General features: G+C 70.6%; 13 protein-coding genes. 10 read left to right on the plus strand and 3 right to left on the minus strand.

All coding sequences use genetic code 11. The features are described 5' to 3' along the window. Positions 1-40 precede the first annotated feature (40 nt). From ACWD3E_RS29505 to ACWD3E_RS29515, 3 genes are all read left to right on the plus strand, one after another. Complete coding sequence (locus ACWD3E_RS29505; protein WP_451390617.1) at positions 41-1,987, plus strand: IucA/IucC family protein; 1,947 nt, start codon at positions 41-43, stop codon at positions 1,985-1,987. A 63-nt stretch (positions 1,988-2,050) separates the two neighbouring features. After that, entirely contained in the window at positions 2,051-2,761 is a 711-nt protein-coding gene (locus ACWD3E_RS29510; RefSeq protein WP_451390618.1) for a GNAT family N-acetyltransferase, read from the plus strand. A gap of 193 nt (positions 2,762-2,954) precedes the next feature. Then, on the plus strand, positions 2,955-4,931 hold the full coding sequence (locus tag ACWD3E_RS29515) for an ATP-dependent DNA helicase (protein ID WP_451390619.1): 1,977 nt from the start codon (positions 2,955-2,957) through the stop codon (positions 4,929-4,931). 91 nt (positions 4,932-5,022) lie between these two features. On the opposite strand, the gene lexA is transcribed toward ACWD3E_RS29515, so the two are convergent. Then, entirely contained in the window at positions 5,023-5,802 is a 780-nt protein-coding gene (lexA, locus tag ACWD3E_RS29520; RefSeq protein WP_451349244.1) for a transcriptional repressor LexA, read from the minus strand. Positions 5,803-6,354: 552 nt separating this feature from the next. On the opposite strand from lexA, the gene nrdR reads away from it, so the two are divergent. Further along, entirely contained in the window at positions 6,355-6,906 is a 552-nt protein-coding gene (gene nrdR / locus ACWD3E_RS29525; protein WP_451390620.1) for a transcriptional regulator NrdR, read from the plus strand. A 164-nt stretch (positions 6,907-7,070) separates the two neighbouring features. Beyond that, entirely contained in the window at positions 7,071-9,971 is a 2,901-nt protein-coding gene (locus tag ACWD3E_RS29530) for a vitamin B12-dependent ribonucleotide reductase (protein WP_451390621.1), read from the plus strand. 68 nt (positions 9,972-10,039) lie between these two features. Here the strand turns inward: ACWD3E_RS29530 and ACWD3E_RS29535 are convergent, their stop codons facing one another. Continuing rightward, positions 10,040-10,624: a TerD family protein gene (locus ACWD3E_RS29535; protein WP_451390730.1), complete on the minus strand. Its 585-nt coding sequence runs from the start codon at positions 10,622-10,624 to the stop codon at positions 10,040-10,042. 106 nt (positions 10,625-10,730) lie between these two features. On the opposite strand from ACWD3E_RS29535, the gene ACWD3E_RS29540 reads away from it, so the two are divergent. The 5 genes from ACWD3E_RS29540 (at position 10,731) to ACWD3E_RS29560 (ending at position 14,517) form a co-directional block, all read left to right on the plus strand. Further along, a complete protein-coding gene (locus tag ACWD3E_RS29540) occupies positions 10,731-11,336 on the plus strand; it encodes a YdbC family protein (protein WP_451390622.1) in 606 nt (201 codons plus the stop codon). Positions 11,337-11,416: 80 nt separating this feature from the next. Then, positions 11,417-12,064 (plus strand): histidine phosphatase family protein, encoded by a 648-nt coding sequence (locus tag ACWD3E_RS29545; RefSeq protein ID WP_451390623.1) that lies wholly within the window; start codon positions 11,417-11,419, stop codon positions 12,062-12,064. 24 nt (positions 12,065-12,088) lie between these two features. Further along, complete coding sequence (locus tag ACWD3E_RS29550; protein WP_451390624.1) at positions 12,089-12,994, plus strand: ADP-ribosylglycohydrolase family protein; 906 nt, start codon at positions 12,089-12,091, stop codon at positions 12,992-12,994. A 129-nt stretch (positions 12,995-13,123) separates the two neighbouring features. Further along, a complete protein-coding gene (locus ACWD3E_RS29555) occupies positions 13,124-13,825 on the plus strand; it encodes a ribonuclease HII (RefSeq protein ID WP_451390625.1) in 702 nt (233 codons plus the stop codon). A 68-nt stretch (positions 13,826-13,893) separates the two neighbouring features. Continuing rightward, entirely contained in the window at positions 13,894-14,517 is a 624-nt protein-coding gene (locus ACWD3E_RS29560; protein WP_451390626.1) for a hypothetical protein, read from the plus strand. Between the two features lie 182 nt (positions 14,518-14,699). Here the strand turns inward: ACWD3E_RS29560 and ACWD3E_RS29565 are convergent, their stop codons facing one another. After that, positions 14,700-15,320, minus strand: coding sequence for a hypothetical protein (locus ACWD3E_RS29565; protein ID WP_451390627.1), 621 nt, complete (start codon positions 15,318-15,320; stop codon positions 14,700-14,702). Positions 15,321-15,613 lie beyond the last annotated feature (293 nt).

Raw genomic sequence — 15,613 nt, forward strand, 5'->3', positions numbered from 1 at the left:
TCCACAACCATCCGCCCGCACCACCACCCGAGGAGCCGTCTTGACCGCCACCCCCACACCCGACGGCCCTGCCGGCTCGCCCGACGAACAGGGAGACCCCGCGGGCTCCGCCTTTCCCGTGCCGCTCGCCGAGTCGGTGCCGCAGCAGAAGCGGCGCCATCCAGATGCCGCGTACCCGGCAGACCTCGGCGCCGACCCGACCGACCTGTTGGAGCACCCCGACGCCCACACCGCGGCCCAGGCCGCCGCCGTGGAGAACCTCCTCCGCTGCTGGGTGCGCGAGAGGAACCTCCCTGCGCCCGCCTCCGGTGCCCTCCGCATCCCGCTGCCCGCCAGCGGCACGTGTCTGATCGCGCCGGTCCGCTACTGGTCCCCGACCGGCTGGCACCGCTTCGGGCCGGTGCGCTTCGCCGACGCTCCCGAAGCCGCCCCTCCCGTCGACGCCGTCACCCTCGCGGCCCTGCTCGCCAGGGAGACGGCCGGGAACCCGGCCGGCACCGCCGGCGCCCCGCAGCCGACCTCCGCGGGCGACGGCGGCGACCTCGTGGCCCGGGTGGCCGACTCCCTCCGGCGCACCGCTTCCTTTCTCCGCGACCGGCGTGAACACCCCGCCGACGGCCCCGATCTCTTCCTCAGCGCCGAGCAGGCTCTCCTGCTCGGCCACCCGCTGCACCCGACCCCGAAGAGCCGCGAGGGCCTGACCGAGGCCGAAGCCCGACTGCACTCGCCAGAGTTGCGCGGCTCCTTCCCCCTGCACTGGATGGCTGTCGCCCCCTCCCTGCTCGCGACCGACTCGGCCTGGACCGAGCGCGGACGACCGGTCCCCGCGGCCGACCTGGCTCGGCAGCTCGCCGGAGTCGAACTGCCGCTGCCCGACGGCTACGCCGCCCTGCCCCTGCACCCCTGGCAGGCGCGCGAGGTCCGGCACCGGGAAGCCGTCGCCGCCCTGCTCGACTCCGGACTCCTGCGTGACCTCGGACCTTTCGGCACCTCCTGGCACCCCACCTCCTCCGTACGCACCGTCCACCGATCCGGCACCCCCGCGATGCTCAAGCTGTCGCTGGGGCTGCGCATCACCAACTCCCGCCGGGAGAACCTGCCCAAGGAACTCCACCGCGGAGTCGAGGTCCACCGGCTGCTGCGCGCGGGCCTGTTCAAGCAGTGGCAGGCCGTACACCCCGGCTTCGACATCGTCCGCGACCCGGCCTGGCTCGCCGTCGACGACCCGGCCGGCCGGCCCGTGCCCGGACTCGACGTCGTCATCCGGCACAACCCGTTCGCCCCGGCCGACGACGTGAACTGCGTCGCCGGACTCGTGTCGCCCCGCCCCATCCCGGGCCCACGGGCGCCCGAGGAAGCCTGGCCGGCCAAGTCCCGTCTCGCCCAGCTCGTCGAACGCCTCGCCGCACGCACCGGCCGCCCCGTCGGGGCCGTCTCCGCCGAGTGGTTCCTGCGCTACCTTCAGCAGGTGGTCCGCCCCGTGCTGTGGCTGGACGGCGAGGCCGGTGTCGCTCTGGAGGCGCACCAGCAGAACACGCTGGTCCTCCTGGACGGTGACGGCTGGCCCGTCGCCGGCCGCTACCGCGACAACCAGGGTTACTACTTCCGGGAGTCCCGGCGGCCCGAGCTCGACGCCCGGCTGCCCGGAATCGGAGAGCGCAGCGACACCTTCGTCTCCGACGAGGTCACCGACGAACGCTTCGCCTACTACCTCGCCATCAACAACGTCCTCGGCCTGATCGGCGCCTTCGGCTCCCAGCGCCTCGCCGACGAGCGACTGCTCCTCGCCGCGTTCCGCCGCTTCCTCGCCGACGTCGTCTCGGGACCCGATCCCCTGCGCACCTCGCTGCCCGGCCGTCTGCTCGACTCACCCGACCTGCGCTGCAAGGCCAACCTGCTGACCCGGCTGCACGGCCTCGACGAACTCGTCGGCCCCGTCGACACACAGTCCGTCTACGTCACCATCGCCAACCCCCTTCATTCCTGAGCGAATTCCTGAAGTGCACCCCTGACACGCAACCCGGAAGCACATCCCCGAGAGGAGCGAACCGTGCCTCCCATCGACGCGAGCGTCGACGCCGTCCCCGCCCGCCCGAGCTGCACCGGTCCCCGCACGGCCGGCGACAGCGAGGACACGCTGGACCTGCGCCTGCCCGCCGAGTTGGCGGCACTGTTCGCCGGGGAGAGAGCCGAGCTGCTCGACCGGCTCGACACGTGGGGGCCAATCGCCACGCCCGTCGGCCCCTTCGAGCTGGTGCCCGTGTCCGTCGAGCGCGACCTGCCGCTCGTCCACCGGTGGATGAACGACCCCGCCGTCGCCGCGTACTGGGAGCTGGCCGGACCCCAGGACCGGACGGCGAGCCATCTGCGGGCTCAGCGAGACGGAGACGGTCGCAGCGTGCCGTGCCTGGGCGTCCTCGACGGCGCCCCGATGAGCTACTGGGAGATCTACAGGGCGGACCTGGACCCTTTGGCCCGCCACTATCCGGCCCGTCCGCACGACACCGGGATCCACCTCCTCATCGGTGGTGCCGCGGACCGGGGACGGGGGCTGGGTTCCACCCTGCTCAGAGCCGTCGTCGGTCTCGTCCTTGACCGGCGCCCCGCCTGTGCGAGCGTCGTCGCGGAGCCCGATCTTCGCAACACCCCCTCCGTGGCCGCGTTCCTCAGCGCCGGTTTTCGGTTCGCGGCCGAGGTCGACCTGCCCGGCAAGCGGGCCGCCCTCATGATCTGGGACCGAGTCCCGAGCCACGTGTCGTAGCGTCGAGTGATTTTCCGTTCACAGTGAGTACGAACGACGGGTCGGCGGTGTTCCCGCTCGCCGCGAACGAATCCGATCGGGTTTCTCCACCCGGTCCCACCCCAGGAGTACCGGCCGTGACCCCACCCCCTGCCCCCGCCCTGATCGCCTTGATCGCCCGTTTGTCAGTGCCGGGCCGTAGGGTGGTCGGGCTATGACGAAGCCCTCCCTCCCCGAACTCCTGCATGCCGCCGTCGCAGCCGTCGGCGGCACGGAGCGCCCCGGCCAGGTGACCATGGCCGAATCGGTTGCCGAAGCGATCGACGACGGATCCCACCTGCTGGTCCAGGCCGGCACCGGCACCGGAAAGTCACTGGGCTATCTCGTGCCCGCGCTCGCGCACGGAGAGCGGGTGGTCGTCGCGACGGCCACGCTCGCCCTGCAGCGCCAGCTCGTGGAGCGCGACCTGCCGCGCACGGTCGACGCCCTGCACCCGCTGCTGCGCCGCCGCCCGGAGTTCGCGATGCTCAAGGGCAGGTCGAACTATCTGTGCCTGCACCGCCTGCACGAGGGCATGCCGCAGGACGAGGAGGACGGACTCTTCGACCAGTTCGAGGCCGCCGCGCCCACGAGCAAGCTGGGCCAGGATCTGCTGCGCCTGCGCGACTGGTCGGACGAGACCGAGACCGGCGACCGTGACGACCTGACCCCGGGTGTCTCGGACCGGGCCTGGGCGCAGGTGTCGGTGTCGTCGAGGGAGTGCCTGGGCGCGTCGAAGTGTGCGTACGGCGCCGAGTGCTTCGCGGAGATGGCCCGCGAGCGGGCCAAGCTCGCCGAGGTCGTCGTCACGAACCATGCGCTGCTGGCAATCGACGCCATCGAGGGCGCCCCGGTGCTGCCGCAGCACGAGGTGCTGATCGTGGACGAGGCGCACGAACTCGTCTCCAGGGTCACCGGCGTCGCCACCGGTGAACTCACTCCGGGCCAGGTCAACCGCGCGGTGCGCCGCGCCGCGAAGCTCGTGAACGAGAAGGCCGCCGACCAGCTCCAGACCGCCGCCGAGGGCTTCGAACGGCTGATGGAGCTGGCCCTGCCGGGCCGCCTGGAGGAGATCCCGGAGGACCTCGGCTACGCCCTGATGGCGCTGCGGGATGCCGCCCGCACGGTGATCTCCGCGCTCGGCACGACCCGCGACAAGTCCGTGCAGGACGAGGACGCGGTCCGCAAGCAGGCGCTGGCCTCGGTGGAGACGGTGCACGACGTGGCGGAGCGGGTCCTGAACGGCTCGGAGTGGGACGTCGTCTGGTACGAGCGCCACGACCGGTTCGGCGCCTCGCTGCGCATCGCCCCCATGTCGGTGTCCGGGCTCCTCAGGGAGAAGCTCTTCGCGGACCGGTCCGTCGTCCTCGCCTCCGCGACCCTCAAGCTGGGCGGCGACTTCAACGGCGTCGGCGCGTCTTTGGGGCTCGGCCCCGAGGGCGTGGAGGGCGAGGACCTGCCGCAGTGGAAGGGCGTCGACGTCGGCTCGCCCTTCGACTACCGCAAGCAGGGCATCCTGTACGTCGCCAAGCATCTGGCGCGCCCCGCGCGGGACGGCGACCGCGCCGACATGCTGACCGAGCTGACCGAGCTGATCCAGGCGGCCGGCGGCCGGACGCTCGGCCTGTTCTCGTCCATGCGGGCCGCCCAGCTCGCCGCCGAGGAACTGCGCTCCCGGATCCCCGAGTTCCCGATCCTGCTCCAGGGCGAGGAGACGCTCGGCGAACTGATCAAGAACTTCTCGGCCGATCCCAGGACGTGCCTCTTCGGCACGCTGTCGCTGTGGCAGGGCGTCGACGTCCCGGGTGCGAGCTGCCAGCTGGTCGTCATGGACAAGATCCCGTTCCCGCGCCCCGACGACCCGCTGATGAGCGCCCGCCAGAAGGCGGTGGAGGACGCGGGCGGCAACGGCTTCATGGCGGTGGCGGCGACCCACGCGGCCCTGCTCATGGCCCAGGGCGCCGGTCGTCTGGTGCGGGCGTCAGGGGACCGTGGCGTGGTCGCCGTACTGGATCAGCGGCTGGCCACCGCGCGGTACGGCGGGTATCTCAAGGCGTCGCTGCCCGACTTCTGGTTCACGACGGACCGCAACCAGGTGCGCCGGTCGCTCGCGGCGATCGACGCGGCGGCGAAGCAGGCGGAGGCCGGGTAGCACTCCCGGAACGCACAAGACCCCGGAACCGGCGCAGGGGTTCCGGGGCCCGCTCAGGGGGGTGAGCCGTCCGGCTCGCCCGCCGCGGCCGTCACACGCGGCGCAGCACGGCGACGACCTTGCCCAGAATGGTCGCGTCGTCGCCCGGGATCGGCTCGTAGGCCGCGTTGTGCGGGAGGAGCCAGACGTGGCCGTCCTCGCGCTTGAAGCGCTTGACCGTGGCTTCGCCGTCGAGCATGGCCGCCACGATGTCGCCGTTCTCGGCAACGGGCTGGCGGCGGACGGTGACCCAGTCGCCGTCGCAGATCGCGGCCTCGATCATGGAGTCGCCGACGACCTTGAGGACGAACAGTTCGCCGTCACCGACGAGCTGGCGGGGGAGAGGGAAGACGTCCTCGACGGACTCCTCCGCGAGGATCGGGCCACCGGCGGCGATGCGGCCGACCAGCGGGACGTACGACGCGGCGGGCTTGCCGGCGGTGTCCGTGGGCTGCACGCTCACGGCCTGGTCGGAGCCGCGCACCTCGTACGCGCGGGGGCGGTGCGGGTCGCGGCGCAGGAAGCCCTTGCGCTCCAGGGCCATCAGCTGGTGCGCGACCGAGGAGGTGCTGGAGAGGCCGACCGCCTGGCCGATCTCGCGCATGGACGGCGGATAGCCGCGCCGCTGCACCGAGTCCCTGATGACCTCGATCACCCTGCGTTGCCGGTCGGTGAGTCCGGAGCTGTCCGCCCGGATGCCTGGAGGTCGGCCCGGCAGGGAGCGCTTGTGTCCCTCGGGATTCATGGCTTCGTTCATCGCATGTACCGGCTCGACTCGGCCCTGGGAGCGGTCCTGGGCAGTGATGGTGGCACTGTCTGCGGTGGTGGTCACGGCGGCCCCTCTCGATGGTCTCCCTGCTGGACAACGGTAGTTGCTTTCGAAAGGTTGCGCCAAACACACGTTCGAGTGAAAAAGTGCGTTTCACGTGACGCGATCATGTGTCTGGGTGTATGGCTGACGCGGCACCTGGCGGACAAAAGTGCCCATTGTTGTACTCTTCACCGCCGGGGCTGCCCACCTCGTGGGTGGCTTCCCCAGTCTGCCATCCGGAGCCGGGCCGACCGGGCTCCGGGCTTCCTTCTGTTCCGGAGTCGCACGCGTCCTCCGTGTGGCGCCCACCGTATCTCCGCAACCGCCCTGGCGGCACCGCTGTGCACACGCGTGTCCGGCCGCCCCTTCCGTACAGCGACACGCGAGCTCGGCTCGGTGTATGAGCCAATCCCTACATCTAGTGGTTGGATGGCTACGGCAGCCCAGAAGTTGTGTTTTCACGGTGCCCCCCGGTCTCCGGGCCCTCCGCGATCGCCTATGCTTGGGGCTGCTTCGAGGGGCCTGTGAGGCCCAGCGAGGCTGTTGAGTCTGCTGTGAGGAGGGTTGGAGATCATGCACTGCCCCTTCTGCAGGCACCCCGACAGCCGCGTCGTCGACAGCCGTACGACCGACGACGGCACATCGATCCGCAGGCGCCGCCAGTGCCCTGACTGCTCCCGTCGTTTCACGACCGTGGAGACGTGCTCGCTCATGGTGGTGAAGCGGTCCGGAGTCACCGAGCCGTTCAGTCGTACCAAGGTCATCAACGGCGTGCGCAAGGCATGCCAGGGACGGCCTGTCACCGAGGACGCGCTCGCCCAGCTCGGCCAGCGGGTCGAGGAGGCGGTGCGGGCCACCGGAAGCGCCGAGCTGACCACCCATGACGTGGGGCTGGCCATACTCGGCCCCTTGCAGGAACTGGACCTCGTCGCCTTTCTGCGATTCGCCTCCGTCTACCGGGCGTTCGACACGCTCGAGGACTTCGAGGCCGCGATCGCGGAGCTGAGGGAGACGACGCGGCGCCCCGCCGCGGACGAGGAAGACGCGGGAGCGGGGAGCCGGGAAGACGAACGCGGGCCCGGAGGGACCACTCAGGTCCCCGTGCCCGCTCACGCCGCCGACTGACCGGCGGGCCGGAACGGGGTCGGAGGCCCGGGTTCCGGCCGGCAGGCGGCGCAAAAAGACCTGTTGCGGGCGTGGCTGAGGGTGCCCGCAACACAAGACAGAACACCGTGCCACGGGAACAAACGGGGCACTTCAGGGCGTTTTCGCCCGTAGAGGGAGGCGGCATGACAGAGACGGCGAGCGGTCCGGCACGAGGTTCCCGAGCCAAGGGTGCCAAGGGCAGCAAGGGGCTGCGTATCGAGCGCGTCCACACCACCCCCGGCGTACACCCGTACGACGAGGTCGAGTGGGCGCATCGTGACGTCGTCATGACCAACTGGCGCGACGGCTCGGTCAATTTCGAGCAGCGTGGCGTCGAGTTCCCCGACTTCTGGTCGGTGAACGCGGTCAACATCGTCACCAGCAAGTACTTCCGCGGTGCCGTCGGCACCCCGCAGCGCGAGGTCAGCCTCAAGCAGCTGATCGACCGCATCGTGAAGACGTACCGGAAGGCCGGCGAGGACTACAAGTACTTCGCCTCGCCCGCCGACGCCGAGATCTTCGAGCACGAGCTGGCGTACGCCCTCCTGCACCAGATCTTCAGCTTCAACAGCCCCGTCTGGTTCAACGTCGGCACCCCGCAGCCCCAGCAGGTCTCCGCCTGCTTCATCCTGTCCGTCGACGACTCCATGGAGTCGATCCTCGACTGGTACAAGGAAGAGGGCATGATCTTCAAGGGCGGCTCCGGCGCCGGCCTGAACCTCTCCCGCATCCGCTCCTCCAAGGAGCTGCTCTCCTCCGGCGGCAACGCCTCCGGCCCGGTCTCCTTCATGCGCGGCGCCGACGCCTCCGCCGGCACCATCAAGTCCGGTGGTGCCACCCGCCGCGCGGCCAAGATGGTCGTTCTCGACGTCGACCACCCCGACATCGAGGACTTCATCGAGACCAAGGTCAAGGAAGAGGAGAAGATCCGCGTCCTGCGCGACGCGGGCTTCGACATGGACCTGGGCGGCGACGACATCACCTCCGTCCAGTACCAGAACGCCAACAACTCCGTCCGCGTGAACGACGAGTTCATGAAGGCGGTCGAGAACGGCGGCCAGTTCGGCCTGCGCGCCCGCATGACCGGTGAGGTCATCGAGGAGGTCGACGCCAAGGCGCTCTTCCGCAAGATCGCCGAGGCCGCCTGGGCCTGCGCCGACCCCGGCATCCAGTACGACGACACCATCAACACCTGGCACACCTGCCCCGAGTCCGGCCGGATCACCGCGTCGAACCCGTGCAGCGAGTACATGCACCTGGACAACACGTCCTGCAACCTGGCCTCGCTGAACCTGATGAAGTTCCTCAAGGACGACGGCAAGGGCAAGCAGTCCTTCGACGTCGAGCGCTTCGCCAAGGTCGTCGAGCTGGTCATCACCGCGATGGACATCTCGATCTGCTTCGCGGACTTCCCGACCCAGAAGATCGGCGAGAACACGCGCGCGTTCCGCCAGCTGGGCATCGGCTACGCCAACCTCGGCGCCCTGCTGATGGCCACCGGCCACGCCTACGACTCCGACGGCGGCCGTGCCCTGGCCGGCGCCATCACCTCCCTGATGACGGGTACGGCCTACCGCCGCTCCGCCGAACTGGCCGCGGTCGTCGGCCCGTACGACGGTTACGCCCGCAACGCCGACGCCCACAAGCGCGTCATGAAGCAGCACGCCGACGCCAACGGCACGGCCGTCCGCATGGACGACCTGGACACCCCGGTGTGGGCCGCCGCCACGGAGGCCTGGCAGGACGTGCTGCGCGTCGGCGAGCAGAACGGTTTCCGTAACTCCCAGGCGTCCGTCCTCGCCCCGACCGGCACCATCGGTCTGGCGATGTCCTGCGACACCACCGGTGTCGAGCCCGACCTCGCGCTGGTGAAGTTCAAGAAGCTCGTCGGCGGCGGCTCGATGCAGATCGTCAATGGCACCGTCCCGCAGGCCCTGCGCCGCCTGGGCTACCAGGAGGAGCAGATCGAGGCGATCGTCGCCCACATCGCCGAGCACGGCAACGTGATCGACGCCCCCGGCCTCAAGCACGAGCACTACGAGGTGTTCGACTGCGCCATGGGCGAGCGCGCCATCTCCCCGATGGGCCACGTCCGCATGATGGCGGCGATCCAGCCGTGGATCTCCGGCGCCATCTCCAAGACGGTCAACATGCCGGAGACGGCGACCGTCGAGGAGGTCGAGGAGATCTACTACGAGGCGTGGAAGCTGGGCGTCAAGGCGCTCGCGATCTACCGCGACAACTGCAAGGTCGGCCAGCCGCTCTCCGCCAAGTCCAAGGAGAAGGAGAAGGCCGAGGTCACGGAGAAGACCGAGGCGACCATCCGCGAGGCGGTCGAGAAGGTCATCGAGTACCGCCCGGTCCGCAAGCGCCTGCCCAAGGGCCGCCCGGGGATCACCACGTCCTTCACGGTCGGCGGTGCCGAGGGCTACATGACCGCCAACTCCTACCCGGACGACGGTCTCGGCGAGGTCTTCCTGAAGATGTCCAAGCAGGGATCGACCCTCGCGGGCATGATGGACGCCTTCTCCATCGCGGTCTCCGTCGGCCTCCAGTACGGCGTGCCCCTGGAGACGTACGTCTCGAAGTTCACCAACATGCGCTTCGAGCCGGCCGGTATGACGGACGACCCGGACGTGCGGATGGCGCAGTCGATCGTCGACTACATCTTCCGCCGTCTGGCGCTGGACTTCCTGCCCTTCGAGACCCGCTCGGCGCTCGGCATCCACTCCGCCGAGGAGCGCCAGCGCCACCTGGAGACCGGCTCGTACGAGCAGTCCATCGAGGACGACGAGGTCGACGTCGAGGGCCTGGCCCAGTCGGCGCCGCGCGCCCAGGAGCTGAGGGCGGTCGCCGCGCCGAAGGCCGAGGCCGAGACGGCCAAGCCCGCCCCGAAGCAGGCGCACACCAGCGCGGAGCTGGTGGAGATGCAGCTGGGCATCCAGGCCGACGCCCCGCTGTGCTTCTCCTGCGGCACGAAGATGCAGCGGGCCGGTTCCTGCTACATCTGCGAGGGCTGCGGCTCGACCAGCGGCTGCAGCTGATGACACGCCGTTCATGAAGTAAGGGGCGCCGGCAAGAGCCGGCGCCCCTTACTCATGGCTCGTCCGGGTCAGGCCTGGTGGGCCCGGCCCATGACCCGGGTGAAGGCCACCGGGTCCGCGTCGAAGCCGTGGACCCCGGCCTGGAAGTTCCATGCTCCGGACCCGTCCCGCGCGAACGTGGCGATCGTCGCCGCCGTCGCCTCGGGGACCGATGCGAAGTCGTCCTCGGCGAGCACGGTGTAGCGGTCCTTGCGGACGCGCATGGCCGGATTCAGTACCTCGGCGAACGTCTTGTGGTCGGGACGCTGCTGGATGACGACTCCCACCACCACGCGCGCGTACCGGCTGTCCAGACGGTCGAGTTCGAGCATCATGACCTCGTCCCAGCCGAAGCCCTTGCCGTCCGTGCTGTCGCGGTTCAGGAAGATCGTGCCGTCCGGCGAACGACTGTCGAAGTGCACCACGTAGGCGGGCGTGCCGTAGGGGTCGTCCACCGTGAACGTCGCCGCGACGATGTCGAGATCGGTGGGTGGCTCGCCGGCCGGACTGGGATCCCACTGGAGCCCGACCTCGATCTTGCCGAACCCCTTGCTGAAGTCGCTCACCGCGCTTCCCCTTCCCCCTTTGAGATTGCCTGCTCCCCAACTCCCCAGAAGTCAGGGCTCCTTGCCCATCGTGCCATGTGCGCGGGGGCGCATGCGCGGGCGATCTCCGCCGGAGCGTGACCGGCGCCACGCCCGGTGGCCTTACGATGGCGCGGTGCTGGTCAAGTGGATTCGCTGCACCGTGGTGGACCGCCGCGGTTTCGAGCGGGGGCAGCGGAAATGGGCGGGGCTTCTGGGGGAGCCGGGGTTTCGGGGACAGGGCGGCGGCTGGAGCCGTCAGCGGCCAGGAGTGGCGCACATCTTCGCCTTCTGGGAGAGCCGCGCCTTCTACGACTCCTTCATGGCCCGCTCCCACGACCGGCTCGCGGCGGCCCAGTCCGGCACGTTCAAGGACCCGCAGGTCAAGCTGTTCGAGTACCGCTTCGACGTGAAGACCGGCTTCGAGCCCCGCTTCACCGACACCGACCTGATCCGCGTGGCCCTGTGCCGGATCCACGAGGAGCGCGTCGAGCACTTCACGCTCATGCAGGAGAAGGTCTGGAACCCCGCGATGGCCGGCTCGCCCGGCATGATCCGCGGCATGTTCGCCGAGGCGTCCGAGCAGGAGTTCCTGGTCCTGTCCATGTGGCGGTCGGCCGCTGAACACGGCAAGTACCGTACCGAGCGCGTGGAACGCCTGGCCCTGCGAGCCCAGACCGAGGCGGACGTGGCCGCCCTCTCGGGTGACATCGTGGAGCTGGAGCCGTCCTGGACGGTCTGAGGCGCGCGCCACGTGTGACCTGTGCCGTATACAGCCCTTTCGGGTGCTCTCCCGCCGCCCGCTCGACCTAGGGTTGCGGCATGGCACGACCACGGCGCATCGTCCTTGTCCGGCACGGCGAGTCGACCGGGAACATCGACGACTCCGTGTACGAACGCGAACCCGACCACGCGCTCGCCCTGACCGAGCGCGGCTGGCAGCAGGCGGAGGAGGCCGGCAAGGAGCTCCGGGAACTCTTCGGCCGCGAGAGCGTGAGCGTGTACGTCTCCCCGTACCGTCGCACGCACGAGACCCTGCGCGCCTTCCAGCTCGACCCCGACCTCATACGGGTGCGGGAGGAGCCGAGGCTGCGCGAGCAGGACTGGGGGAACTGGCAGGAGCGCGACGACGTCCGCCTGCAGAAGGCCTACCGGGACGCCTACGGGCACTTCTTCTTCCGCTTCCCGCAGGGGGAGTCCGGGGCCGACGTGTACGACCGGGTCGGCGGCTTCCTGGAGAGCCTGTACCGCAGCTTCGAGGCTCCCGACCATCCACCGAACGTGCTCCTGGTGACGCACGGGCTCGCGATGCGGCTGTTCTGCATGCGCTGGTTCCACTGGTCGGTCGCGGAATTCGAGTCCCTGTCGAACCCCGGGAACGCGGAGCTGCGGATGCTCGTTCTCGGAGAGGACGGGAAGTACGCACTGGACAAGCCTTTCGATCGCTGGCGGGAACCGCTGGCGTACTAGGTCACCGGATAGAGTGGGAGGGCGATGACCGCTGATTCCTCTTCTCTCGGGCGCCTGAACCGCGCCTTGGCCAGCCTGCGCGGACTAGCGGTGGGGGACGCGCTGGGTTCGCAGTTCTTCGTTCCGGTGAACTATCCGCTGCTGAAGCGGCGCGGGCTGCCCGACGGCCCCTGGCAGTGGACTGACGACACCGAGATGGCCTGCTCCGTCGTGGCCGTCCTCGCCGCCCACCACCGCATCGACCAGGACGCACTCGCCCGCTCCTTCGCCGAGCACCACGACTTCGACCGGGGCTACGGCCCTGCCGTCAACCGGCTGCTGCGCCTGGTCCGGGAGGGCGGCGACTGGCGCGAGCTGGCCGCCGGGCTCTTCAACGGGCAGGGCTCCTGGGGCAACGGTGCGGCGATGCGCATCGCGCCCCTGGGTGCCTGGTACGCGGACGATCCGGAACAGGCGACCCACCAGGCGGAGATCTCCGCCTACACCACGCACCAGCACCGCGAGGCCGTGGTCGGAGCCATGGCCGTCGCTGCCGCCGCGGCCCTGGTCGGCTCGCCGGACGGCCCGCCCAGCCCGGAGGCCCTCCTCGACGGCGTCGTCGCCCTCGTGCCGAAGAGCGCCGTGGGCCAGGGGCTGCGCCGCGCCCGGGACATGCTCGACTACGGCGACGCGGGCACCGTGGCGGCCGTCCTGGGCTGTGGCCGCCGTACGACCGCCCATGACACCGTCCCCTTCGCCCTGTGGTCCGCCGCGCGCGCCCTCGGTGACTACGAGACGGCGTTCTGGACGACCGCCCAGGTGGGCGGCGACGTGGACACGACGTGCGCGATCGTCGGCGGCGTCCTCGCCGCCGGCAAGGCCGGGGTGCCCCCCGCCGAGTGGGCGGAACGGACCGAGAGACTGCCCGACTGGGTGCCCGCCGGCGTCTGACAGGGACCTGCGTGCAAGGGTTCACAAATGTGATCTTGCACAGGCCCCGATCGGGATCCCGAGGCGGGGATCGATCGGCGGCAACCGGGGTGTCGGACGAGGATCCCGGCGGCGTACGCTAAGGGCGCCATGCCGTACGAACCGCCTACCCATACCGTCGAGCGCTCCCTGCGCGCCACGACCGGAGCGAAGGTCATTGCCGGTGTCGACGAGGTGGGGCGCGGCGCCTGGGCCGGACCCGTCACCGTCTGTGCCGCGGTCACCGGACTGCGCCGCGCGCCCGAGGGGCTGACCGACTCCAAGCTGCTGACCGTCAAGCGCCGTACGGAACTGGCCGAGGTCCTGCGGGCGTGGGTGACGGCCTTCGCGCTGGGGCACGCCTCCCCGGAGGAGATCGACGACCTGGGGATGACGGCCGCCCTGCGGCTCGCCGCGGTCCGTGCTCTGGACACTCTGCCGGTCCGCCCCGACGCCGTCATTCTCGACGGGAAGCACGACTACCTCGGTGCCCCCTGGAAGGTGCGCACGGTGATCAAGGGCGACCGGTCCTGCATCGCCGTCGCGGCGGCGTCGGTGATCGCCAAGGTCCAGCGCGACAAAATGATGGCCGAACTGGGTGTCGACCATGCAGACTTCGGATTTGCGGACAACGCCGGGTATCCGTCGCCCGTGCACAAGGCCGCACTGGAGGAGCGGGGCCCCACCCCGTACCACCGACTGTCGTGGGCGTATCTTGATGCGCTGCCCCAGTGGCGGCACCTCAAGAAGGTCCGCAGCTGGGCGGACGGAGGCGTTCCGGAAATCGAGGGCCAGCTCGGCTTCGATTTCTGACGATTCCGCTCGCACTGATGTGCCACCCGGTGATCCGGACCGCTCCAACGTTTGATAAAAATCAGCTCATGCCTCTCATTCCCGAGGAGCCTCAGATTCACGAGAGTGCCCAGGGTCCCCGCGCCACGCCGGCCAGCGGCCGTACCGCGCCGACCCCCCGCCCCGTACCCGGCCCCCGTCCCGCGGCTCCGTCCCGCCCCGGTCGTCCGGGCCCCCTGCGGCCCACGCCGCCGGTGCAGCGCACCCCACGTGACGCCGCTCCGGTCACTCCAGGTCCGTCCGCTGCGGCCACCGCTGCGGCGACCCCGCAGATCCAGCTGATCCCGGCCTCGGCCGAGGGCGCCCTCGACGCCGCCGAGGAGGCCGTGGACCTCCTGCTGGAGTCGGGCCGCGCCCCCGGCGACGTCCTCGTGATCACCACGGGTGCCCAGCATCCGTGGGCCGAACACGAGCTGTCCTTCGGCGAGGCCGCCTACTGGTCGCAGCACGACGCCGGCGACGACGTCTTCTACACGGACGCCACCATCGCCTCCCGCGCCGCGACCCGGCCCGTGGTCGTCGTGGCCGTCAACGGCGGTCCCGCCTCCGCTGCCGCCGGTGTCCTTCCGCTGGCCCACGAGCGGGCCGGTGCCCTGCTGATCGTCTGCGGCGACCCGCAGCAGATCAACTCGGTGCTGGGCGCCGGCGTCTGAGCCGCGTCCGGCACTCCGGGGCACCGGGGTGAAAGAGCCGCGCCGACGGCATCGGTTCGGTGCGGCTTTTGGCATGTCAGGGCGTGGCATGCCCGGTTGACTGACGGTGGCCGTTCCCCGCGCGGGGCGGCCTTCCGGCTGGCTCCCGGGCGGACCTGCCGTCGGCCCGCGGAGTGCGCTTTTCAGCGAGCCGCCGCGCGGCGCAGGACCTCCGAGACCGGGCCACCGGTGCGCGGCGGCAGCGGCGGGGCCTCCGCCATGGCGAAGGGCTCGGGCTCCGAGTGGGCGTTCGGCCGGCGTCCGCCACGCCCCTCGCCGAGCACCTGCCACCCCTCATGGGTCAGCGTGATGTACGCCCCGCAGCGCAGTCCGTGCAGCGTGCAGGCGTCGCGCAGCCCCCACATCCAGGCGCCGTCCTCCTCCGTCCAACGCCCGTCGCCCTCCCGGCAGTACAGCAGTACGGCGGTACGCACCGGAGTGCGGCGGCGCAGGTCGTGCGGGATGACCCGGCGCAGCTGGGCCAGCAGCGCGTTGCGGAACATCCAGCCGTCGGCCGGGGTGGAACGGCGGGTGAACGAGGCACTCGCGCACAGCCGTTCCTCCGGATCGAGGACGGCCACGGTCACGGTGGACGGCCCGGGGTGATGGCGGGCGTGCAGCCCGCTGACGACCTCACGGGGGTTGCGCAGCAGCGGGATTCCGGCGGCGGCCCACTCCGCGGGCTCGAGCAGGCGGCTGGCGGAAGCAGCGGACGCGGACGTCGACAACGAGGCCGCCGAGGACGAGGCGAATCCGAAGGTCACGGTTCTCCCTTCGGCTACGCGCCCACATCGCGGGCGGGGTCGGATTCGGGGGGCCGCGCACCGCAGCAGAGCCCGGCTGGACCGCGGACGAGCCGTGCGGGGAGCGGACCTCAATTCTTCCTGTCGAACTGGAATGCGGCAACGAGCAATTGGGGCCACGGGCAGTTATCTGAGGGTGCGTGGCTTATATCCCTACCCTGAGGGCCGGCGGTTGACCCCTGAGCCTTCGGTGACGCGGGCTCGACCGTCACGCTGAGTGAACTGGCCGTCGGCCCTCGGAATCGGGTTGCATG

This window comes from Streptomyces sp. NPDC002676, assembly GCF_053592455.1.